The sequence below is a fragment of the Streptomyces sp. T12 genome (genome assembly GCF_028736035.1).
Lineage (GTDB): Bacteria > Actinomycetota > Actinomycetes > Streptomycetales > Streptomycetaceae > Streptomyces.
On record NZ_CP117866.1, the window covers coordinates 1,320,441 to 1,341,908 of the forward strand.

General features: G+C 70.0%; 18 protein-coding genes. 6 read left to right on the forward strand and 12 right to left on the reverse strand.

All coding sequences use genetic code 11. From position 1 onward, the window contains the following. Positions 1-122: 122 nt before the first annotated feature. The 10 genes from PBV52_RS05755 to PBV52_RS05800 form a co-directional block, all read right to left on the reverse strand. Entirely contained in the window at positions 123-1,892 is a 1,770-nt protein-coding gene (locus tag PBV52_RS05755) for an alpha-L-fucosidase (RefSeq protein WP_274237185.1), read from the reverse strand. A 327-nt stretch (positions 1,893-2,219) separates the two neighbouring features. Then, entirely contained in the window at positions 2,220-2,861 is a 642-nt protein-coding gene (locus PBV52_RS05760; protein ID WP_373921834.1) for a lactate utilization protein C, read from the reverse strand. Further along, the gene (locus tag PBV52_RS05765) at positions 2,858-4,351 is read right to left on the reverse strand and encodes a LutB/LldF family L-lactate oxidation iron-sulfur protein (protein WP_274237186.1); all 1,494 of its coding nucleotides are present in this window, start codon (positions 4,349-4,351) and stop codon (positions 2,858-2,860) included. The genes PBV52_RS05760 and PBV52_RS05765 overlap by 4 nt, the downstream gene beginning before the upstream one ends. After that, entirely contained in the window at positions 4,348-5,088 is a 741-nt protein-coding gene (locus PBV52_RS05770) for a (Fe-S)-binding protein (RefSeq protein WP_274237187.1), read from the reverse strand. Before PBV52_RS05770 ends, PBV52_RS05765 begins: the two co-directional genes overlap by 4 nt. Next, positions 5,079-5,987 carry an amidohydrolase gene (locus tag PBV52_RS05775; RefSeq protein WP_274237188.1) on the reverse strand — a complete coding sequence of 303 codons (909 nt, stop codon included), beginning with the start codon at positions 5,985-5,987 and terminating at the stop codon, positions 5,079-5,081. Before PBV52_RS05775 ends, PBV52_RS05770 begins: the two co-directional genes overlap by 10 nt. Continuing rightward, a complete protein-coding gene (locus tag PBV52_RS05780) occupies positions 5,984-6,295 on the reverse strand; it encodes an L-rhamnose mutarotase (protein WP_274237189.1) in 312 nt (103 codons plus the stop codon). Before PBV52_RS05780 ends, PBV52_RS05775 begins: the two co-directional genes overlap by 4 nt. Continuing rightward, positions 6,292-7,338 carry an aldo/keto reductase gene (locus tag PBV52_RS05785; protein WP_274237190.1) on the reverse strand — a complete coding sequence of 349 codons (1,047 nt, stop codon included), beginning with the start codon at positions 7,336-7,338 and terminating at the stop codon, positions 6,292-6,294. The genes PBV52_RS05780 and PBV52_RS05785 overlap by 4 nt, the downstream gene beginning before the upstream one ends. After that, positions 7,335-8,093: an SDR family NAD(P)-dependent oxidoreductase gene (locus PBV52_RS05790; RefSeq protein ID WP_274237191.1), complete on the reverse strand. Its 759-nt coding sequence runs from the start codon at positions 8,091-8,093 to the stop codon at positions 7,335-7,337. Before PBV52_RS05790 ends, PBV52_RS05785 begins: the two co-directional genes overlap by 4 nt. Further along, positions 8,090-9,427 (reverse strand): L-fuconate dehydratase, encoded by a 1,338-nt coding sequence (locus PBV52_RS05795; protein ID WP_274237192.1) that lies wholly within the window; start codon positions 9,425-9,427, stop codon positions 8,090-8,092. The genes PBV52_RS05790 and PBV52_RS05795 overlap by 4 nt, the downstream gene beginning before the upstream one ends. A 14-nt stretch (positions 9,428-9,441) precedes the next feature. Further along, a complete protein-coding gene (locus PBV52_RS05800; RefSeq protein WP_274237193.1) occupies positions 9,442-10,293 on the reverse strand; it encodes a fumarylacetoacetate hydrolase family protein in 852 nt (283 codons plus the stop codon). 862 nt (positions 10,294-11,155) lie between these two features. On the opposite strand from PBV52_RS05800, the gene PBV52_RS05805 reads away from it, so the two are divergent. From PBV52_RS05805 to PBV52_RS05820, 4 genes are all read left to right on the forward strand, one after another. Then, positions 11,156-12,205 (forward strand): sugar ABC transporter substrate-binding protein, encoded by a 1,050-nt coding sequence (locus tag PBV52_RS05805; protein WP_274237194.1) that lies wholly within the window; start codon positions 11,156-11,158, stop codon positions 12,203-12,205. A 137-nt stretch (positions 12,206-12,342) separates the two neighbouring features. Further along, the gene (locus PBV52_RS05810) at positions 12,343-13,956 is read left to right on the forward strand and encodes a sugar ABC transporter ATP-binding protein (protein WP_274237195.1); all 1,614 of its coding nucleotides are present in this window, start codon (positions 12,343-12,345) and stop codon (positions 13,954-13,956) included. Positions 13,957-13,958: 2 nt separating this feature from the next. Then, positions 13,959-15,002: an ABC transporter permease gene (locus PBV52_RS05815; protein ID WP_274237196.1), complete on the forward strand. Its 1,044-nt coding sequence runs from the start codon at positions 13,959-13,961 to the stop codon at positions 15,000-15,002. Positions 15,003-15,089: 87 nt separating this feature from the next. Then, complete coding sequence (locus PBV52_RS05820; RefSeq protein ID WP_274237198.1) at positions 15,090-15,791, forward strand: FadR/GntR family transcriptional regulator; 702 nt, start codon at positions 15,090-15,092, stop codon at positions 15,789-15,791. Between the two features lie 219 nt (positions 15,792-16,010). Here PBV52_RS05820 and PBV52_RS05825 read toward each other — a convergent pair whose 3' ends face one another. Continuing rightward, on the reverse strand, positions 16,011-18,209 hold the full coding sequence (locus PBV52_RS05825) for an MMPL family transporter (RefSeq protein ID WP_274237199.1): 2,199 nt from the start codon (positions 18,207-18,209) through the stop codon (positions 16,011-16,013). A 285-nt stretch (positions 18,210-18,494) separates the two neighbouring features. On the opposite strand from PBV52_RS05825, the gene PBV52_RS05830 reads away from it, so the two are divergent. Together PBV52_RS05830 and PBV52_RS05835 are read left to right on the forward strand one after the other, a co-directional pair. Next, positions 18,495-19,901 carry a flavin monoamine oxidase family protein gene (locus PBV52_RS05830; RefSeq protein ID WP_274237200.1) on the forward strand — a complete coding sequence of 469 codons (1,407 nt, stop codon included), beginning with the start codon at positions 18,495-18,497 and terminating at the stop codon, positions 19,899-19,901. Positions 19,902-19,937: 36 nt separating this feature from the next. Beyond that, a complete protein-coding gene (locus PBV52_RS05835) occupies positions 19,938-20,423 on the forward strand; it encodes an SRPBCC family protein (protein WP_274237201.1) in 486 nt (161 codons plus the stop codon). 283 nt (positions 20,424-20,706) lie between these two features. Here the strand turns inward: PBV52_RS05835 and PBV52_RS05840 are convergent, their stop codons facing one another. Then, on the reverse strand, positions 20,707-21,453 hold the full coding sequence (locus PBV52_RS05840; RefSeq protein ID WP_274237202.1) for an SDR family oxidoreductase: 747 nt from the start codon (positions 21,451-21,453) through the stop codon (positions 20,707-20,709). Positions 21,454-21,468 lie beyond the last annotated feature (15 nt).

Here is a 21,468-nt window from a genome sequence, read left to right on the forward strand (position 1 = left end):
GGACGCAAGTGCGGGGCACGGTCTCAGTGACGTCAGACGCCGCCGTGCTCCCACCCAAAACCCTCGGGTGGGAGCACGGCCTGCTTCGGGCGCAGGTCACCGCTTCTGTGGGGAGGGGCCGCTCAGCCGACCTTGGTCATGTTCCACTGCTGCGGGGCACCGCCGTTGGGGGTCCACTGGATCATCTGGGTGTTGTCCGCGGCGTTGTTGGCGTTGTCCAGCGCCTTTCCGCTGTGCCGGTTGATGAGCCGGAACGCGCCGTTGCCCAGCGCGGTGACGGCCCACTGCTGCTGACGACTGCCGTTGTCGGTGCGCTGCACCATCACCGCGCTGTCGGCGGTGCTGTTGTTGTCATCGAGGGCCTTGCCGCTGCGCACGCAGACCAGCTTGTAGTAGCCGTGGCCCAGGTCGGTGACCGTCCACTGCTGCGGCGTGCCACCGTTGGCGGTCCACTGGATGATCGCGGTGCCGTCGCTGCCGGTGTTGCCGTTGTCGAGGGCCTTGCCGCTCTGGGCGCAGACCAGCCGGTATACACCGCCTGCCAGGACGGCCGGCATGCCGTTGACCTCCACGCAGACCACGGAGTCGTTCGCGTTGGGCGCTGTGCTCGGCACGCTGACGTTGATCTGCCCGCCGCTGACCCAGTAGTTGAGGTTGGTGCCGGGGTTGTTCATCAGGTAGACGCGGTTGATCGTGTTGTACACCGCCGGGATCTGCAGGGTGCCGCCCGTGGGCCAGTTGAAGACGTGGGCGAAGAGCTTGCCGTTCTTCTTGGTGATCCTGCCCCAGGAGGGCCCGGTGGCGAAGGGGCTGCCGCTGGTGCCGTGGATGCTGTCGCTGTGGGTGGCCATCCACGAGGCCAGGCCGTTCAGAATGGTCACGGATCCGGCGGTCACGGAGCCGTCGCCCTTGGGGCCGATGTTGAGCAGGTAGTTGCCGTCCCGGGAGACGACGGTGACCATCTCCTGGATGATGTCCTTGACGGGACGGTAGAGGCCCTCCGCCCAGTCGGTGTAGCCCCAGTTGCCGTTCATGGTGGCGCAGGTCTCCCACGGCCGGTCCATCGGCTCGGCGGGAACCGTCTGCTCCGGGGTGACGAAGTCACCGAGACCCTGGTCCCGCTTGACACGTTCGTTGACGACGAGGCCGGGCTTGCGCTGCATCAGCCAGTTGTACAGGTCCTCGCCGTCGGCCTTGGTCCACCAGCCGCACCAGTCGCCGTCGAACCACAGGACGGCCGGGTCGTAGCGGTCCAGCAGTTCCTGCAGCTGGCCCTTCATGTCGTTGATGTAGCCGGTGCGGGCCGCCGGGTCGATGGTGGAGTCGTAGAAGGGGCCGGGACGACAGGTCTGCGAGGGGTGGTTCCAGTCCATGATCGAGTAGTAGAGCCCGAACTTGACGCCCCGGTTCGTGCACTCGGTCTTCAGCTGGGCCAGCAGGTCGGGCTGGAAGTTGTTGTAGTCGTGCAGGTTGTACTGCTTGGTGCCGGTGGTGTCTTTGAAGCCCGCGACGTCGGAGTCCCACATCGCGTAGCCCTCGTGGTGCTTGGCGGTGATCACGAGGTACTTCATGCCGGCGTTCTTGGCCAGCTCGGCGATCTGGGCGGCGTTGAAGGTCGTCGGGTTGAACTGCTTGGTCACATTGTTCTGCCAGTCGGCCTTGGACCAGTTGTTCTGGCTGAACTCCCACTCGCCCTTGCCGTAGTAGGAGTAGGACCCGAAGTGGATGAACATCCCGAACCGGGCCTGGTACCACCAGTCCAGCTTCGCATCGACGGTGTAGGCCTCGGCCGTCGTGGGCCACAGGGCCTGCGGCAGACCGAACGCCACGGTACCGCCGGCGAGGGCTGCGGCCTTGATGAGGGAGCGCCTGCTGAGGGGTGCGGAGGACATCGTGCGGCTCCTGGAGGGTGAAGGACACAGGGTGTCGGTAACGGCTCGTCCGCGACACCACACAGACGGCGGAGTACGGCGGCTCATGTCCGGCCGGGGCTCAGACAGCTCCCAGGGACATCGGATGTATTAACAGACACCGCCGCGCCCCTTGTCTAGAGCAGAAGAAAGGGAATTAAAAAAGGCCAGCTCATCGCCGCTCCACCAATTCTGAGGACCGAAGACATCGGAGGTATATCGGGTCTGGTCAGCTGTCGAAAACGGGCACGCCTTCGCGGCGCGGCCACCCTGCCGCGCTGCGAAGGCGTACGGTCCCGGCGCCGTCGGCTACACGTCCCCCACCACGACGATGTCGAGAGTCCTGGGCCCGTGCACGCCCTCGACACGGTCCAGTTCGATGTCGCTGGTGGCCGAGGGGCCGGAGATCAGAGTCAGCGGGCGGTAGGGATCGAGCAGGCGCAGGGCCTCGGGTACGTCGGGAGCGATCTGGTCCGCCCGGACCACGCAGATGTGCTGGTCCGGAAGCAGGGTCAGGACCCGCCGCCCCTGGCCCGGACCGTGGTCGAGGGTCACGGTGCCGGTGACGGCGATGGCGGTGGCGACGGTGGTGACCACGGCGTCCGCCGCGTCGAGTTGTCCGACGGTCAGCGGCGGGACGTCCGTCAGCAGGGACCAAGGACCCTCCGGGACCAGGTCCTCGGGAAGCCCGGGCGGCACCACCAGGGACCGTGCCCCGGTGCGGGCCAGCGCGCGACCGACCGCCGCCGCGGCATCGGCCGCCGGAACACGGACCACCGTGGCGCGGTACTCGGCGGCACGCTCGGCGAACAGCCCGACCACGTCCGGTCCGGCGTGGTCGGCACGGCGGCCCTGCGAAGGAGGTGCGTCGTCGGGGCGCTCGGAATCCGGCACGCCGGACAGCGCTCCTTTGACCGCGCTCAGGACGGTCTCGCGGCCGTTCATCGTCATCCCTTCCTCTCCGTCGTCGTACGGCTGTCTTCGCCCGTGGGCGGTCGCGTACGGCGCCACCAGGCGCGCAGGGACTCGCGGGCCGGCGCCGGGGTGTCCCGGGTGCCGGACCAGCGGGCGAACGGGCCGGGCAGGGCGCCGATCCTGCCGTCACGTGCCACCAGCCGGGCTCCCAGGGCGGCCAGCCGCTGTACGGCGGCCAGTCGCCGCGGTGAGTTCAGGACGGCGCCCGCGGCCTTCATGGCGAGTGCCTCGGTCGTGGGGAGCAGTCGGTCCCGGCGTTTGGCCTCCACGGCCTCGGCGCGCAGATGGACCAGCACCTCGGGAATGTTGATCTTGACGGGGCAGGCGTCGTAACAGGCGCCGCACAGGGTCGAGGCGAAGGGCAGCGAGGCCGCGTTCTCGATGCCGACGAGCTGCGGGGTCAGGACGGCGCCGATCGGCCCGGGGTAGACCGAGCCGTAGGCGTGGCCCCCCGTGCGCTCGTACACCGGGCAGACGTTGAGGCACGCCGAGCAGCGGATGCAGGCGAGGGCCTGGCGGCCCACCTCGTCGGCGAGGGTGGCGGTGCGGCCGTTGTCGAGCAGCACCAGGTGGAAGTTCCGGGGACCGTCGCCCTCGGTGACGCCGGTCCACAGGGAGGTGTACGGGTTCATCCGCTCGCCGGTCGACGAGCGGGGCAGGAGCTGGAGGAAGACGTCCAGGTCGACGAAGGACGGCAGGACCTTCTCGATGCCCATGACGGTGATCAGGGTCTGAGGCAGGGTCAGGCACATCCGCCCGTTGCCCTCCGACTCCACCACCGCCACCGTTCCGGTGTCGGCGGCCGCGAAGTTGGCGCCGGAGACGGCGACCTTGGCCCGCAGGAACTTCTCCCGCAGGTGGAGCCGGGCCGCCTCGGCGAGGTCGCGGGGCTCGTCGGTGAGGTCCTCGGGGGCGGGTCTGCCCCACTCCCCCATCTCCCGGCGGAAGATCTCCCGGATCTCGGAGCGGCCCCGGTGGATGGCGGGTACGAGGATGTGCGAGGGGCGGTCGCCGCCCAACTGCACGATGAGTTCCGCGAGATCGGTCTCGTAGGCACGGATGCCCGCGTCCGCGAGCGCCTCGTTGAGGCCGATCTCCTGGGTCGCCATCGACTTGACCTTGACGACCTCGTCCTCGCCGGTCGCCTTCACCAGGGCGGTCACGATGCGGTTGGCGTCGGCGGCGTCCGCGGCCCAGTGCACCACTCCGCCCGCGGCGGTCACCGCCTTCTCCAGGCGCAGGAGATGGTGGTCGAGGTGGCGGAGGGTGTGACGCTTGATCGTCGCGGCCGTCTCCCGCAGTTCCTCCCAGTCCTCCAGTTCGGCGGCGACCGCGAGCCGTTTGTCCCGGATGGTGCCGGTCGCGCGGCGCAGGTTCGCCCGTAGCCGGGTGTCGGCGAGCGCGGTGCGCGCCGCCTCGGGGAAGGGCGGGGTGCCCAGCCATACGACGTTGTCGGCGCCGCTCACCGTACGTCCCCTTCTGTTGAGGCCAGGATCTCGGCCAGGTGCATCGTGCCGACGCCGGTACGGAGCCGGGACAGGCCGCCGCCGATGTGGGTGAGGCAGGAGTTGTCGCCCGCGCACAGGATCTCGGCGCCGGTGTCCTGCACATGGCGCATCTTGTCGGCCAGCATCGCGTTGGAGACCTCCGCGTTCTTCAGGGCGAAGGTGCCGCCGAAGCCGCAGCAGGACTGCGCGTCGGGCAGTTCGACGAGGTCGATGCCCTTCACGGCGCGCAGCAGCTTCAGCGGCCGGTCGCCGACGCGGAGCATGCGCAGCGAGTGGCAGGTCGGGTGGTAGGTGACGCGGTGCGGGAAGTAGGCGCCGACATCGGTGACGCCGAGGACGTCGACGAGGAGCTCCGACAGCTCGTACACCGTCGGGACGACGTGCTCGACCGCCTCGGCGAGCGCGGCGTCGCCGTACTGGGCCGCCACCACGCGGTGGTGGTCGCGCACCATGCCCGCGCAGGACCCGGAGGGGGCGACGACGGCGTCGTAGCCCGCGAAGACCTCGGCGAAGCGGCGGACCATGGGGAGGGTCTCGGGGCGGTAGCCGGTGTTGAAGTGCATCTGGCCGCAGCAGGTCTGGCCCTGCGGGAACTCCACGGTGTGGCCGAGGCGTTCCAGCAGTGTGGTCACGGCCTGACCGGTGCGGGGGAACATGGTGTCGTTGAAGCAGGTGATGAAGAGGGCTATGCGCATGGGGTTTCCTGGGGCGGGGACGGCCGCGCGGTGACAGGCAGGTCGTAGGTCCGCACGGCCGTACCGGCGAAGACGTCGTGACGCTCGGCCGACCCGAGCCCGGCAGTCAACTCGCGTGCGAGGGCGATCACTTCGGTGTACGTGGCGGCGAGCCGGCAGACCGGCCAGTCCGAGCCGAACATCAGCCGCTCGGGTCCGAAGGCGTCGAGCACGGTGTCGGCGTACGGCGTGAGGGCCGCGACGGTCCAGGAGTCCCAGTCGGCTTCGGTGACCATGCCGGAGAGTTTGCAGACGGTGTTGGGGAGGGCGGCCAGGCTCCTGATCTGCTGCGCCCAGGGGGCGAGTTCGCCGGACGCGATGTGCGGCTTGCCGATGTGGTCGAGGACGAAGGTGAGGCCGGGGAGGCGCTGTGCGGCCTCGACGGCCGCGGCGAGCTGGTGGGGCTTCACCACGAGGTCGTAGACGAGTCCCGCCTCGGCGACCGCGGCCAAGCCGCGCAGTACCTCGGGGCGGACGAGCCAGCGCGGGTCCGGCTCGCCCTGCACCTGGTGGCGGATGCCCACCAGGTGCTCCCCGCCGGGGCCCGCGCGCAGCTCCGCGAGGGTCTCGGCGACGTCGGGGGCGGTCAGGTCGGTCCAGCCGACGACCCCGGCGACCAGGTCGCTGTCGGCGGCCAGGGCCAGGAACTCCGGGGTCTCCTCCGGCACGGTGATCGTCTGCACCAGCACGGTGGCGGTGACACCGGCCGCGCGGGCCTCCGGTGCCAGGTCCGCGATGGTGAAGTCGCTTTGTAGCGGGGCGAGTTCGTCTCCGCTGATCCAGTCCTGGTCACGGACGGACAGGTCCCACACATGGTGGTGGGCGTCCACGATGCCGGGCCCGGTTTCCGCTCCGGTCACAGTTCCCACACCACCGGCAGCGAGGCGTCCGCGCCCTGCGCGGAGTAGTCGTGGACGACGTCGAGGAGGTCGGCCATCCGGGCCTGCCAGGTGATGTTGACGGGCAGCTTGTCGAGTTCGGCGATCATCGCCTGGTAGTCCTCGACCTCCAGCACATGGAACAGGTCCGTGCCGCTTCGCCAGATCGTCCACTCGCTCACCCCCGCGGCGCGGATCGCGGCGGTGAGTTCCTCGGGCACCTCGCGGTGCGCGGCCTCGTACTCCTCGATGCGGTCGGCGCGGACCTTGGTGTGCAGGGCGACCCTCATGACGGCTCCTTCGGCGGCATGGCTTGCCCGGTCGGCGCGGCTTTGCCGACCGGTGTAGCTGCGGGGATGGGGGTGTCCGGGTCCAGCAGGCCCTCGGCGCGCAGCTCGTCCCACAGGGCGTCCGGGATCGGGCGCCGCAGCTGCTCCACCGTGTCGCGCACCTCCTCGGGAGTGCGCGCGCCGGTCAGGACGCTCGCGACCGCGGGATGGCCGAACGGGAAGCGCAGCGCCGCGGCCCGCAGCGGCACACCATGGCGTTCGCAGACCGCGAGGAGCCGCAGCGCCCGGTCGAGGACCTGCTGCGGAGCGGGTGCGTAGTCGTACGTGGCGCCGGGCCGGGGGGCCGTCAGCAGCCCGGAGTTGAACACTCCGCCGATGACCACGCTCCGGCCGCGGGCTGCTGCCTCCGGGAGCAGTTCGGTGAGCGAGTCCTGTTCCAGGAGGGTGTAGCGGCCGGCCAGCAGCACCACGTCGAGGTCGGTCTCACGCAGGAACCGGGCGGGCAGGGCGGACTGGTTCATCCCGACGCCGATCGCTCCGATGACGCCTTCCGCGCGCAGCCGCTCCAGCGCCGGGTACGCCTCGCGCAAGGCCTGGTCGGCGTGGTCGTCGGGGTCGTGCAGCAGGGCGATGTCGACGCGGTCGAGGCCGAGGCGTTCCAGGCTGGCCTCCAGGGAGCGCAGCACTCCGTCGGCGCTGAAGTCCCAGACGCGGCGGTGGGTGGCCGGGACGGCGAAGCCGTCGGCCAGGTCGTCGCCGGCGCCGCCCTCCGGATTCGGCACGAGAAACCGGCCCACCTTGGTGGAGAGGGTGTAGGCGTCACGGGGGCGGTCGCGCAGCGCGGCGCCGAGCCGCCGTTCCGACAGGCCGAGACCGTAGTGCGGCGCGGTGTCGAAGGTGCGGACACCGGCGTCCCAGGCCGCCTCCACCGTGGCGTGGGCGGCCTCGTCGGTGACCGGGTGGAAGAGGTTGCCGAGGGCGGCACAGCCCAGGGCCAGTTCCGAGACCGGTACGGCGCTGCCGCCCAGCGTGGTGGTCCTCACGACCGGTCCACCGGGCGCAGCCTGAGTCCCTGCATACCGCCGTCCACCGCGAGCGCGGTGCCGGTGACGGACGCAGCTGCCGGACTCGCCAAGTAGACGATGGCGGCGGCGACTTCGTCGGCGGTCACCAGGCGGCCCATCGGCTGACGGGCATTGAGGGCGGCACGCTCGGCCTCGGGATCGTCGGCCGCGTCCAGCAGCCGGGAGACCCAGGGTGTGTCGGCGGTGCCGGGGTTGACGCAGTTGACGCGGATGCCCTCGCGGACGTGGTCGGCGGCCATGGCCAGGGTGAGCGACAGCACGGCGCCTTTGCTGGCGGAGTACAGGGCACGCTGGGGCAGTCCCGCGGTGGCCGCGATGGAACAGGTGTTGACGACGGACGCGTGCGCGGAGCGGCGCAGGTGGGGCAGGGCGGCGCGGGTGGTGCGGACCATGCCGAGGACGTTGACGTCCAGGACTCGGTGCCACTGTTCGTCGGGGTTGTCCTCTACGGTGCCCGCCGCGCCGATGCCCGCGTTGTTGACGAGGATGTCGATGCCGCCGAGCTGCGTCGCCGCCGCATCCACGGCGGCACGTACGGAGGCGTCGTCGCTGACGTCGGCCTTGAAACCGAGCAGCGGTTCGCCGGCGCCGCCCGGGTCGAGGTCGAGCACGGCGACCGCCGCGCCCTGCGCCGCCAGCGCGCGGGCCGTGGCCAGCCCGATGCCGGACGCGCCGCCGGTGACGACGGCCCTGAGCCCTGACAGACCGGTCATGCCGCTTCCTCCCGTCCAGCGAGGTCGGCGGCCCAGAAGGTGCCGTCCGGGTAACGGTATTCGGTGAGGGACTCGGGGTGCATGGTGGCGGAGAAGCCCGGGGTCAGCGGCGCGGTGTAGTGGCCGTCGCGCATCACCACGGGGGCGGTGAAGTGCTCGTGAAGGTGGTCGACGAACTCGATGACGCGGTTCTCGGTCGTGCCGGACAGCGCCAGGTAGTCGAACATCGACAGGTGCTGCACCAGCTCGCACAGGCCCACACCGCCGGCGTGCGGGCACACCGGCACCCCGAACTTCGCGGCGAGCAGCAGGATCGCGAGGTTCTCGTTGACGCCGCCGACCCGGGCCGCGTCGATCTGGAGGACGTCGATGGCGCCGGCCTGGAGGAGCTGCTTGAAGACGATGCGGTTCTGCACGTGTTCGCCGGTGGCGACCTTCACGGGGGCGACGCCCCGGCGGACGGCGGCGTGGCCGAGGATGTCGTCGGGGCTGGTGGGCTCCTCGATCCAGTACGGGTCGAACTCGGCGAGCGCCTTGGTCCATTCGACCGCCTCGTCCACGTTCCAGCGCTGGTTGGCGTCGATGGCGATGCGGATCTCCTCGCCGACGGCGGCGCGGGCGGTGCGCATGCGGCGGATGTCGTCGGCGAGGTCGGCGCCGACCTTCAGCTTGATCTGGGTGAAGCCGTCGGCGACCGCCTGCTTGGCCAGCCGGGTGAGCTTGTCGTCGGAGTAGCCGAGCCAGCCCGGAGAGGTGGTGTAGCCGGGGTAGCCGCGCTCCAGCAGGACGGCCTCGCGCTCCGCGAGCCCGGTGCGGCCCTCGCGCAGCAGTTGGAGGGCGTCCTCGGGGGTGAGGGCGTCGGCGATGTAGCGGAAGTCGACCTGGGAGACCAGCCACTCGGGTTCGGCGTGGGCGAGCAGCCGCCACAGGGGCTGTCCGGCGCGCTTGGCGGCCAGGTCCCACACGGCGTTGACGACGGCACCGATGGCCATGTGCATCACGCCCTTCTCGGGGCCGAGCCAGCGCAGCTGGCTGTCCCCGATCAGGTCGCGGTTGACCGAGCCCGGGTCGGCGCACAGCTCCTCCACGGAGCGGCCCACGAGGTGGGGCCGCAGGGCGCCGATCGCGGCGACCTGGACATCGTTGCCGCGTCCGATGGTGAAGGTGAAGCCGTGGCCCTCGTGCCCGTCGCCGGCGTCGGTGCGCAGCACGACATAGGCGGCGGAGTAGTCGGGATCCGGGTTCATCGCGTCGGAGCCGTCCAGTTCCCGCGAGGTGGGGAAACGGACGTCGTAGGTGTCGACGGCGGTGATCCGGGCGGAGGTTGTAGTCAAGGTGGTGCTGCCTTTCACGCTTGGGCGAAGGTCTGGCGCTGGCTGCCGAGGCCGTCGACAGAAAGCTCGACGGTGTCGCCGGGGCGCAGGAAGGGAGTGCCGGGAAGACCCAGAGCCACGCCCGCGGGCGTACCGGTGTTGATCACGTCGCCCGGTTCCAGAACCATGTACTGGCTCAGGTACGACACGATGTGGTCGACCGGGAAGATCATGTCGCCGGTGTGGCCGTCCTGCCGCTTCACGCCGTTGACGCTCAGGTGCAGGCCGAGGTTCTGCGGGTCACCGGCCTCGTCGGCGGTGACCAGCCACGGGCCGAGCGGGTTGAAGGTCTCGCAGGACTTGCCCAGGTCCCACTGCGGCGAGTACTCCAGCTGGAACTCGCGCTCCGAGACGTCATGGCTGATCGCATAGCCCGCGATCACGGCCCGCGCTGCCTCAGGACCGTCGAGGTAGCGAGCCCGCCGTCCGATGACGACCGCCAGCTCGACCTCCCAGTCGGTCTTCACCGACCCCCGCGGGATCAGTACCTCGTCGTAGGGGCCGACGACCGTGCCCGGGTCCTTCATGAACACCACTGGGCGGGGCGGGATCGCGGCGCCGGTCTCGGCGGCGTGGTCGCGGTAGTTCAGCCCGACGCAGATGACCTTGCCGGGGCGCGTGACGGGTGCGCCGATCCGCAGGCCGTCCTGGTCGAGCTCGGTCAGCTCTCCCGCCGTGACAGCCGCGCGGGCCCGGTCCACTCCTCCGGAGGCGAGGAAGACGCCGTCGATGTCCGGGGTCACGGAGGACAGGTCCAGCAGTCGGCCGTCGTCGGTACGGACCGCCGGCCGCTCCTCACCGGGGGCGCCGACTCGTAGCAGTTTCACTGGGGGCTCCCTTGCCATGCGGGTTTCGTCTGAGGGGTGGTCGGCCGTAGGGCTGGGCCGCCTGCGGTGCGCCGGGCCGGACCTGTCGGCGGGCTTCGCTCATCCGCATCACAGTCATCGGATGTATGGCGGCACAGTGACCTTAGACGCGAGGATCGCGCCTGACAATGGATTCCTCGGATGTATTTCGTCGGCCATGCCGGTCAAGCGCTCACAACGGCAAATTCCCCGTGGTCACGCATGGCCACGGGGCCGACACGTGACCCGCCATCCGATGAATCCAATGCGGGTCGCAGGACCACTCCTCCCCTGGTGAGAGCGAGACCGGCGGGCATCCACCGGCCACCCCGAGAGGGGTACGGCCCCCCGAGGACACGCCCTGCCACCGCCCCCCACCGGTCCAAGAGGGCCCCGTTGTCGAATTGTGAGCTGCCGCAGCGCATCGCCCGTCACCCACGGAGGCCGGAACTCTGCAGGTCGTAGGGGGTGTCAGCACGGAGTCACGAGGTCGGGACGGCACCTCGGCGCCCTACGGCGTGACGTCCCGCAAATCTCTGGCGGCGAACTCTTGTCAACGTCGGCAACGCCGTCGTAACGTCCTCGACGTCCGGGATACATCGGAGGAATGGTTGCACCATCCAGTGCGTCCATTCGGCTCACATCCGTGCGGTCGCTCCGCCTCCGCATCCTCGGTCCCCGGCTGACCCTCACACCCACCCCTCCCAGGGCACGATCCACGCGTTTTCCGCGCCGGATCGGCAACTGCCCGTCCGGCGACCTCGCCCCTCCCCCCGCAGGCAGGTACGCCCTTCCACCGTTGCCCTGCGGCCCCAAGTGCCCTGGCTAAGGAGAGAACACGGCCATGAACCTCGCTCGCACCCGCTCCACCGCCGCAGCCGCCACCGCCGTCCTCGCGGTACTGGCCCTCGCCACCGCGTGCAACCGCGAGAGCGCCGACTCGGTCGCATCGGGCGGCGACAAGCCCGCCATCGGGATCGACCTGCCGCGCTCCGACTCCGACTTCTGGAACTCCTACGCCGAGTACATGAAGAAGGACATCAAGTCCGACGGCATCAACGCGCTGCCGCTCAGCAACTCGCAGAACGACGTCACCAAGCTGGTCGCCAACGTGCAGGTGTTCCAGAACACCGGCGCCAAGGCCGTGGTCATGGCCCCCCAGGACACCGGCGCCATCGCCTCCACCCTCGACACGCTCGCGTCGAAGAAGATCCCCGTGGTCAGCGTCGACACCAGGCCCGACAAGGGCGACGTCTACATGGTGGTCCGTGCCGACAACCGGGCGTACGGCACCCAGGCCTGCGAGTTCCTCGGGAAGCAGCTGGGCGGGAAGGGCAAGGTCGCCGAGTTCCAGGGCGCTCTGGACTCGATCAATGGACGCGACCGCTCCGAGGCTTTCGCGGAGTGCATGAAGACGAAGTTCCCGAAGATCAAGGTGTTCGAGCTGCCCACCGACTGGAAGGGCGACGTGGCCTCCGCCAAGCTGCAGAGCCTGCTCGCCCAGCACCCCGACCTGAACGGCATCTACATGCAGGCCGGCGGTGTGTTCCTGCAGCCGACCCTGGCCCTGCTGGAGCAGAAGGGCCTGCTGAAGCCGGCCGGCCAGAAGGGGCACATCTCGATCGTCTCCAACGACGGCATCCCGCAGGAGTTCGACGCCATCCGCAAGGGCCAGATCGACGCCACGATCTCCCAGCCCGCCGACCTCTACGCCAAGTACGCGCTGTACTACGCCGAGGCCGCGGCCGAGGGCAAGACCTTCAAGCCGGGTGCGACCGACCACGACTCCACGATCATCAAGCTGCCCAACGGCCTCGAGGACCAGCTCCCCGCGCCGCTGGTCACCAAGGACAACGTCGACGACAAGACCCTGTGGGGCAACAACGTCGGCTGATGACCGCCGGTTCCCACCGCCACGTCGGGGGACGGGAGCACACCCCCCGTCCCCCGACGCCCACCCCGCACCGCCGGCCCGGGCGCACGCCCGCGCCCCTCGGCTCCAGCCTCCGTACACGAAGGACGGTATCCACCATGGCGGACACCGCGACCGCCCGGGCGACCGGCCCCGGCACCCCGGCCCCTGTGGTCGAGGCGACCGGCATCAGCAAACGATTCGGCGCGACCGTAGCGCTGCGCGACGCCCGGATCACCGTCGCCCCCGGCGAGGCGCACGCCCTGGTCGGACGCAACGGCGCCGGCAAGTCGACGCTCGTGTCCATCCTCACCGGCCTCCAGCAACCCGACACCGGCACCCTGCACTTCTCCGGCGAGCCGGCGCCCGCCTTCGGCGACATCGACGCCTGGCGCTCCCGCGTGGCCTGCGTCTATCAGCGCTCCACGATCATCGGTGACCTGACCGTCGCCGAGAACCTCTTCCTGAACCGGCAGAGCGCCGGGGCGGTGCAGCCCATCCGCTGGAAGCAACTGCGCCGGCGTGCCGAGGAGTTGCTCGGCGAGTACGGCGTGGCCGTCGATGCCGCCGCGCGGGCCAGGGACCTCACCGTCGAGCAGCGGCAGTTCGTCGAGATCGCACGGGCCCTGTCGTTCGGGGCGCGGTTCATCATCCTCGACGAGCCGACCGCGAAACTCGACGCCCGCGGCATCGACCGGCTGTTCGACAAGCTCCACGACCTCCAGCGTCAGGGCGTCGCCTTCCTCTTCATCTCCCACCACCTGCAAGAGGTGTACGACCTGTGCACCACGGTCACGGTCTACCGTGACGCGGCCCACATCCTCACCGCGCCCGTCGCCGAACTCGGCCACCAGGCGCTGGTGGAGACCATGACCGGCGAGTCGGCCTCCGCGGTCGCCGCCGCCGTCGGCCGGTCTCCCCTCGCGCGGGCGGATGCCCCGCAAGTGCTGGCGATCGACGGCCTGACACTGCCCGGCGTCTGCGAGGACATCTCCCTGGCGGTCCGCTCCGGCGAGGTCGTCGGGCTCGCCGGCGCCACCGCAAGCGGCAATGTGCAGGTGGGCGAGGCGATCGCCGGTCTGCACCGGGCCAAGGACGGCCGGATCACGGTCGGGGGCAGGAGCGTGCGCACCGGCAGTGTGCCGTCCGCGCTCACCGCCGGAGTCGGTCTGGTCCCCGAGGACCGCCACCTCCAGGGGCTGGTCAACAACCGCAGCGTGGCGGAGAACGCGACGCTCACCGTCACCGACCAGCTCGGTCCGTTCGGCACGGTGCTGCCGGCCCGCACCAAGGCCTTCGCCGGACGCATGATCCGGGACCTCGACATCAAGACCCCGGGAGCCGCCACCCCGGTCTCCGCCCTCTCGGGCGGCAACCAGCAGAAGGTCGTCGTCGCCCGTGCCCTGGCCACCGACCCGCACGTCCTGGTGGCCATCCGCCCCACCAACGGGGTCGACGTCAAGTCCAAGGAGTTCCTCCTCGGCCGCATCCGGCAGGTCGCGGACGGCGGCAAGGCCGCACTGATCGTCTCCGACGAACTGGACGACCTGAAGGTCTGTGACCGGGTCGTCGTCATGTTCCACGGGCGCGTGGTCGCCGAGTTCGACCGCGGCTGGAAGGACGAGGTCGTCGTCGCCGCCATCGAGGGCGTCAGCGGCGACAAGGCCCCCGCCACCGCGTCCCCCGCATCCGCCGTACCCGCCTCAACCGGCGCAGACGAGCACGGAAGGTAGTCATGTCCGCCACCACAGATCTCACCGAGCCCGCAGTGAGCAAGGCCGAGCCGGCCGCCGCGGACACCACGCGCCGCCGGGTCGACCTCGGGCGCTTCCGTGAACTGTCCCTGGTCCCGGCGATCCTCGTCCTCGGCCTGATCGGGTTCATCGTCTCGCCGGCCTTCCTGACCGCCGACAACCTCATCGGTGTGGCCCAGCAGTCCACCGAACTGAGCCTGCTGGTGCTCGCCACGACCTTCATCCTGATCGCCGGACGGATGGACCTCTCGCTCGAGTCCACCATCGGTGTGGCGCCCGTCATCGCCGTGTGGCTCGTCCTGCCGACCAGCGGCGGCCGATTCAACGGGCTCGGTCTCTTTCCCGAGTGGACGGCAATTCCCCTCTGTCTGCTGGTCGGCGTGGTGATCGGTGCCGTCAACGGCTTCCTCATCCTCAAGCTGCGCCTCAACGGCTTCATCGTCACCCTCGGCGCCCTGACCATGCTGCGAGGCCTCCAGGTCGCCCTCTCCGAGGGCCAGTCGATCGTCGAACTGCCCTCCTCCTTCACCTACTTGGGCAAGGCGTCCTGGCTGGGCGTACCCGCCGCCATCTGGGTGTGCGCGCTGCTCTTCGCCGTCGGCGGCAGTGCACTGGCCTGGCTCCGGCACGGCCGGGCGCTGTACGCGATCGGCGGCAACGCGGAGGCGGCCCGTACCGCGGGCATCCGCGTCGACCGCATCGTGTGGATCGTCCTCATCATCGGCAGCGTCCTCGCCGCGTTCGCCGGCATCCTCTACAGCGGCCACTACGGCTCCATCTCCGCCACCCAGGGCAGCGGCTGGATCTTCCAGGTCTTCGCCGCGACCGTCATCGGCGGGGTCAGCCTCAACGGCGGCAAGGGCTCCGTGTTCGGCGCCCTCACCGGCGTCCTCACCCTCCAGCTGGTCGTGAACGTCATGACCCTGGCGGGCGTACCTCCGCTGTGGAACCAGTTCCTCAACGGAGCCATCATCATCGTCGCCTTGATCATCTCCCGGTTCGCCTCGGGCGAGAAGCAGGAATAACCGCGCACCGCACGCGGCTCCGCCGGCCCGCGTCAGGCCCGGCGGAGCCGCCGGGCCGGCGGGTCCCCGACTCAGAGAGGCACTCTCGTGGCACTGACGGACGAGGCGATCGACAAGATCAAGGCGATGATCGTCGCCGGTGAACTCGCGCCCGGCTCGCGGCTCCCCAAGGAGGAGATCCTCGCCAGACAGCTCGGCCTGTCCCGGAACTCCCTGCGCGAGGCAGTCCGGGCGCTGACGGCCATGCGCATTCTGGTCACCCGGCAGGGCGACGGCACGTACGTCTCCAGTCTGGAGCCCCATCTCCTGCTGGAGAGCCTCTCCTTCGCCGCGGATGTCTCCCAGGGCCATACGGCTCTGCAGTTGCTCCAGGTACGACGACTGCTCGAACCGCAGGCGACGGGGCTGGCCGCCGCGCTGCTCAAGCCGAAGGATCTCCAGGAACTGCGCAACATCCTCGACCGGTCCCGGACCGTCGCCACCGTGGAGGAGTTCGTCGCCCACGACATCGCCTTCCACCTCAGGATCGTCGAAGCGGTCGGCAACCCCGTGCTGTCGATGCTGCTGCAAGTGCTCTCCACCCGCACCCAGCGTGTCCGCATCGTCCGCGGCAGCCAGGCCAGTCACGCCCTGAACAGCGCCCATGAGGACCACGAGCAGATCCTCAGCGCGCTTCAGTCACGCGACGCCCTGCTCGCCACCGCTGCGGCGACCGTCCACATCACGGCCGTGGAGCAGTGGCTGGCCACGAGTCTGTCCGACGACCCGATACGAGCGATCGACGACTGACCTCGCACGCTCCCCCTTGACCCCGCACGCTCCCCCGCCGCCCTCCGGTCTCCCCCTCAGCCCCCGCCGCCATCCGGTCACCCCCTCCCATGCCCCCGACCGGGTGGCGGCGGGCCATTTCGATCACGGGTCAGGAACAGACCAAGGCCCCGGCCGGCGACTGCGTCCTGTGGCCGGGGCCTTGGTCTGGTGGGGAGGATTCCGCCAGGTGGGAGCCTGTCAGCAGACTCGCTCAGGCTCCTTGTGCTCCACCTCGGGGGCCTTCTGGAGAGACGTGCCCTCGACGTCGAGATCGGGCAGGACCCGGTCCAGCCAGGCAGGGAGCCACCAGGCATGTCGTCCGGCGAGGGCGAGGACCGCCGGTACGAGGGTCATGCGGACGGCGAAGGCGTCGATGGCCACGCCGACGGCCAGCGCGAAGGCGATGGGCTTGATCAGGGCGTCGTCGAGGGGGAAGAACCCGGCGAAGACGGTGAACATGATCAGGGCCGCCGCGGTGACGACCCGCACGCTGTGCCGCGCGCCGTCGATCACGGACCGGCGTGCCCTGCCGGTGTGGACCCATTCCTCGCGCATCCCGGAGACGAGGAACACCTCGTAGTCCATGGCGAGTCCGAAGAGCACGCCGATCAGGATGATCGGCAGGAAGCTCACGACGGGACCGGTGTGGGCCAGGCCGAAGAGGTCCGCCAGCCAGCCCCACTGGAACAGGGCGACGACCGTGCCGAGCGAGGCGGCCACCGACAACAGGAATCCGACGGCGGCCTTGAGGGGGATGACCAGCGAGCGGAACACCATGGTCAGCAGGATCAGGCTGAGGCCCACGACGATGGCCATGAACGGCAGCAGGGAGTCGCTGAGCCGGTTGGAGACATCGATGTTGACGGCGGTGGTTCCGGTGACCGCGACGGAGGCTCCGGTGGTCTCACGGATGTCCGGCGCGGCGGCACGGATGTCACGGACGAGCCGGTCGGTGCGGGCGCTGTCGGGACCGGTCTCGGGGATGACCTGGATGACGGTCTGCGCGGGGTCGCGGGTGGGCTGGGGCGGCAGCACCGCCTTGACTCCCTTCAGGTCCCGCAGCTCTTGCGCGGCCTGAGTGCCTGCCTGCGCACCGGGACCGTCATGGGTCTCCGTCAGCACCAGGAGCGGGCCGTTGAAGCCGGGGCCGAACTTGTCGCTGACCACGTCGTACGCCTTGCGCTCGGTGGAGCTGACCGGGGCCGAGGCGTTGTCCGGCAGGGCGAGGCGCAGATCTGCCGCCGGGAGGGCGAGCGCGACGAGGATGCCGGCGACGGCCAGGACGGTCAGCCATGGCTTGGCGACGGCCGTCTTCACCCAGCGGGCGCCCAGGGTGGCCCTTCCGGTGGACGCGTCGGGGTCAGCGGCCGGCCGAGCCGCCTTGCTGCCGGGCTTGGGAGTCAGCCGAGCACCGGCGAATCCGGCGATGGCCGGGAGCAGGGTGATCGCGGCCAGGACGGCGATGAGGACGGCTCCGGCGGCGCCGAGGCCCATCGTGGTCAGGAACGGGATGCCGATGACCCCGAGTGCGGCGAGAGCGATGATCACGGTGCTGCCGGCGAAGACCACGGCGCTGCCGGCTGTGCCGTTGGCCAGCGCCATGGACTCCTGCGGGTCCGTCCCGCGGGCGAGTTGCTGGCGGTGGCGGGAGAGGATGAACAGGACGTAGTCGATTCCCACGGCCAGACCCAGCATCAGCGCGAGGGTGACCGCCGTGGAGGAGATGCTGACCGCCGGGGCGAGGGCGAGCAGCCCGGTCAGTCCCACCGCCACACCGAGCAGGGCCGGCAGCAGCGACATGCCGGCAGTGAGCAGCGAGCCGAACGTGACGACGAGGACGAGCAGGGCGATGACGACGCCGATGATCTCCGACGGGCCGATGTGGACGCCGTTGCTGCCGAAGACAGTGCCGCCCACATGGTTCCCCAGCCCGCTCTGCTCGGCCGCCTCTGCCTCCTGCTCGATCGCGTCGAGCGATGAGGCGCGCACCTCGGCCCGCTGCGCCGAGTACTGCACCTGCACGATCGCCGTGGTCCGGTCGGCCGAGACGGCACCGGAGGCGCTCGGGCCTATGACGGCACTGACCTGGGGCGCCTTCGCGGCCGCCGACTCGAATCCGGCGATGACCGTCCCGTAGGACTTCTCGGTGACGTGGTGGCCCTCGGGTGCGGTGAAGACGATCTGGGCGCCCGCTCCGGAGGCCTCGGGCAGTGTCTTGCCGAGCGTGTCCAACGCCCGCTGCGACTCGGTGCCCGGCACGGTGAAGCGGTCGTCGAGCTTGGCGCCGAAGACGCTGACGCAGGTGACGAGCGCGGCAAAGACCACGAGCCAGATGCCTAGCACCAGCTTGCGGTGACGGTAGGCACCGCGGCCCAGCCGATGGAGCAGGACAGCCATGGCTAACTCCCAGAGTCGGTGAGGGGATTCCCGGACGTCTCGACGCGGACGCGGGCTGACAGCGGCTCGGAACCGCTTCGATCACCAGACTTTATCAGTCGCTCAAGTCACCCGAACATGTCGACTGCGCAACTTGGGTCACCCCCCTGCCAAAACCCGCCCTGAGCGGCACTTTCACAGAAGTCAAGTGACCCAATCAAACGACATGACCAACCGACATTGTCAAACGACAATGTCGTCTGTATGGTGAGGAGCACCCAGTACGACCGACGACAGGGAGTGATCATGAGCAGCACGCAGACCACGGACGCCACCACCTCACGTCACAGCCGCAGGGCGGACGTCGTGGTGATCGGTGCGGGGTTGGCCGGTCTGACCGCGGCACGGGAGCTCATCGCGGCGGGCAAGTCGGTGGCCGTCCTGGAGGCCCGTGACCGGGTCGGCGGCCGACTGCTCAACCACGACCTCGGCGACGGCCAAGTCACGGAGATCGGCGGACAGTTCGTCGGCCCCACCCAGGACCACATCCTGGCGCTGGCCAAGGAGGTCGGCGTGGACACCTACCAGGCAGCCGTGCCCGGCGAGACCGTCTACGTCCACGACGGCAGGGCCAAGCGCTTCTCCGGCCACACCCCGCCGGACCTGTTCGCCCTGCCGGACATGGGCATCGCCCTGGCTCGCATCGCCAGGGAGGCAGCCAAGGTGGACCCGGCGGCCCCGTGGCGGGCCCCGCACGCCCGCGAACTCGACGGCATGACCTACGAGACGTGGCTGCGCAAGGCCGAAATCACCGGCGATGCCGTCGACATGATCAGCCTCTTCCTCAACTCCGCCTACGGCGGCGAGGCACGCGACGCGTCCGCCCTGTTCAGCCTCTGGTACGTCGCCACGTTCGGCAACGAGACCCACCCCGGCACCATGGAACGCGGCACCGGCACCACCGGCGGCGCCCAGGACAGCCGGTTCGTCGGCGGCTCGCAGCTCGTCGCGCAGCGGCTGGCCGAGGAACTCGACGGCCGCGTCCACCTGTCCGCCCCGGTACGGCGCATCAGTCAGGACTCCACAGGCGTCACCGTCGTCTCCGACGCCGGAGACTGGCGGGCCGACCAGGTCATCGTCGCCATCCCACCCCTGCTCGCCGCGCGGATCGTGTGGGACCCGCTGCTGCCGCCCCAGCAGGACCAGCTCTTCCAGCGGCTGCCGTTCGGCACCCTCATGAAGTGCGTCGCCGTCTACGACACGCCGTTCTGGCGCGAGGACGGCCTGTCCGGCATGGGCTTGCTGCGCGGCGGCTCCCCCATCCGCGAGATGTTCGACAACACTCCGCCCGACGGTGGACCGGGCGTCCTCATGGGCTTCCTCGGCGGCCGGGAATGGCGCAAGTGGGCCCACCGCCCGGCCGCCGAGCGCCGTGGAGCGGTGCTGCGCTCCTTCGCCCAGGTCGTCGGGGACCGGGCCTTCGACACCGTCGACTACGTCGAGCAGGACTGGACCGCCGAGCAATGGACCCAGGGCGGCCCCACGTCCGTGGCAGCCCCCGGCGTGCTCACCGACTTCGGCCAGTGGATGGGTCGCCCCTTCGGCCGTGTGCACTGGGCGGGCGCCGAATTCTCCCCGTACTGGAACGGCTTCATGGACGGCGCTGTCCGCTCCGGCAAGCACACCGCCACCGAAGTCCTGGACCGGGACTGAGCGCAAGAAGCACCGACAAGAAAAGGGAACACTCCGATGAACATGTACGTGGTCACCGAGCAGGCCGTCATCAACGCACCCGTAGGACGCGTCTGGGACGTCATCTCCCGCACCGACCGATACGCCGAGTGGGTCGCCGGAGCGATCGAGGTCACCGACCACCACGGCGTCGCCACCGTCGGCAAGACCTACGCCGAACGCAACCGCACTCTCGGCCCCCTGAAGACCGACTCGGTGTGGACGGTCAGGGAGATCGAGCCCTTCAAGCGCCGCGTCGACACGGGCACCGGATTCGCCCCGCTCCAGAACGTGACCAACGTCTTCGAGTTCCGGCCGATGCAGAGCGGGGACGGCCGGGAGACGACAGAGATGGTCTACCAGGTCGAGTACACCATCGGGCTGGGACCGCTGGGGGACTTGCTGAACCGCATCCAGGAGCCGGCGATGCGGGCCGCGATGCGCACCTCCATGACCAACCTCGACAGGTTGCTCCGTTCGGAGAGGTCGACGACCGCCCGGTGACGGGCGCCAGTCAACCCCAGTCATTGGGAGATGTCGCCAGATGCGGCGGGAGCGGCACCACCCGTGTCTCTCCCGACGGGCGGTTCTTCAGCCGGCGCCACCGTGACCGTCGGCTTGGGCACCCGCCAGCGAACCCTGTTCATCGGGTGACTGCCCAACTCTCCCCGCTCCACGGCGTAGTGGAGCGCGTGCACCAGCAAAGCCCAGTCCCACAGGACACGGCGTAGCAGCTGCCCGTTGGGTCGGCCAGGAAGGTCCCAGAGCATCGCCATCGTGATGGTGGTCAGGCCAGGCCCGCGCAGATGGCCCGTACCAGCTCCGCACCGGATGGTCGGATGTTCGGCATGACTTCCGTCGACGCGGACTCCGGCTGGATCGCCGTTTCGTGCAGGCCGGCCTCCGCGGTGGCGCCCGGCGTGTGCGGCCGTGGCTCGCCAGGGGGCGGTGGTCCGTTGTGGATGTTGGTTCGGACCATTCCCGGCGTCAGGACGGAGACGTTCACCGGGGTGTCCCTGAGTTCGGCTGCCAGCGCCTCCATCAGCCCGACCACACCGAATTTCGCGGCCACGTAGAGCGCTCCCGGTGTGCCGAGCAGACCGCCGATCGACGCGGTCGAGACGATGTGTCCCGGGCGGCCGGAGGCCGGCATGCACGGCAGGAAGGTCCGGATGCCGTTGAACACACCCGTGAGGTTGATGTCGAGGACCCAGTCCCACTGTTCGAAGGTCGCCTCGGCCACCGGCGCGAGGAATCCGACCCCGGCATTGTTGACCAGCACGTCCACGCCGCCGTAGTCAAGGTCGAGGTGGTCGGCGACGGCGGTGAACTCCTCACGGTCGCGCACGTCGAGCTGAGTTGCTTCGGCCCTGCCGATGCGCGCGAGTTCGCGTTGCGCGCTCGCGAGCGTCTCGGTGACGACTCCGCAGATGACCACGTTCATGCCGGCGTGGCACAGGACCTGCGCCACGCCGAAACCGATGCCGCTGTCCCCGCCGGTGATGAAGGCGGTCCTGCCCGCCAGGTCTTGCATGGTGGGTGTTTCCTT

Coding starts and splice junctions, on each gene's coding strand:
- PBV52_RS05780 (WP_274237189.1), bottom strand. CDS start 6,295: ATGAGGGTCGCCCTGCACACCAAGGTCCGCGCCGACCGCATCGAGGAG.
- PBV52_RS05835 (WP_274237201.1), top strand. CDS start 19,938: ATGAACATGTACGTGGTCACCGAGCAGGCCGTCATCAACGCACCCGTA.
- PBV52_RS05755 (WP_274237185.1), bottom strand. CDS start 1,892: ATGTCCTCCGCACCCCTCAGCAGGCGCTCCCTCATCAAGGCCGCAGCC.
- PBV52_RS05825 (WP_274237199.1), bottom strand. CDS start 18,209: ATGGCTGTCCTGCTCCATCGGCTGGGCCGCGGTGCCTACCGTCACCGC.
- PBV52_RS05810 (WP_274237195.1), top strand. CDS start 12,343: ATGGCGGACACCGCGACCGCCCGGGCGACCGGCCCCGGCACCCCGGCC.
- PBV52_RS05815 (WP_274237196.1), top strand. CDS start 13,959: ATGTCCGCCACCACAGATCTCACCGAGCCCGCAGTGAGCAAGGCCGAG.
- PBV52_RS05840 (WP_274237202.1), bottom strand. CDS start 21,453: ATGCAAGACCTGGCGGGCAGGACCGCCTTCATCACCGGCGGGGACAGC.
- PBV52_RS05760 (WP_373921834.1), bottom strand. CDS start 2,861: ATGACGATGAACGGCCGCGAGACCGTCCTGAGCGCGGTCAAAGGAGCG.
- PBV52_RS05830 (WP_274237200.1), top strand. CDS start 18,495: ATGAGCAGCACGCAGACCACGGACGCCACCACCTCACGTCACAGCCGC.
- PBV52_RS05770 (WP_274237187.1), bottom strand. CDS start 5,088: ATGCGCATAGCCCTCTTCATCACCTGCTTCAACGACACCATGTTCCCC.
- PBV52_RS05805 (WP_274237194.1), top strand. CDS start 11,156: ATGAACCTCGCTCGCACCCGCTCCACCGCCGCAGCCGCCACCGCCGTC.
- PBV52_RS05790 (WP_274237191.1), bottom strand. CDS start 8,093: ATGACCGGTCTGTCAGGGCTCAGGGCCGTCGTCACCGGCGGCGCGTCC.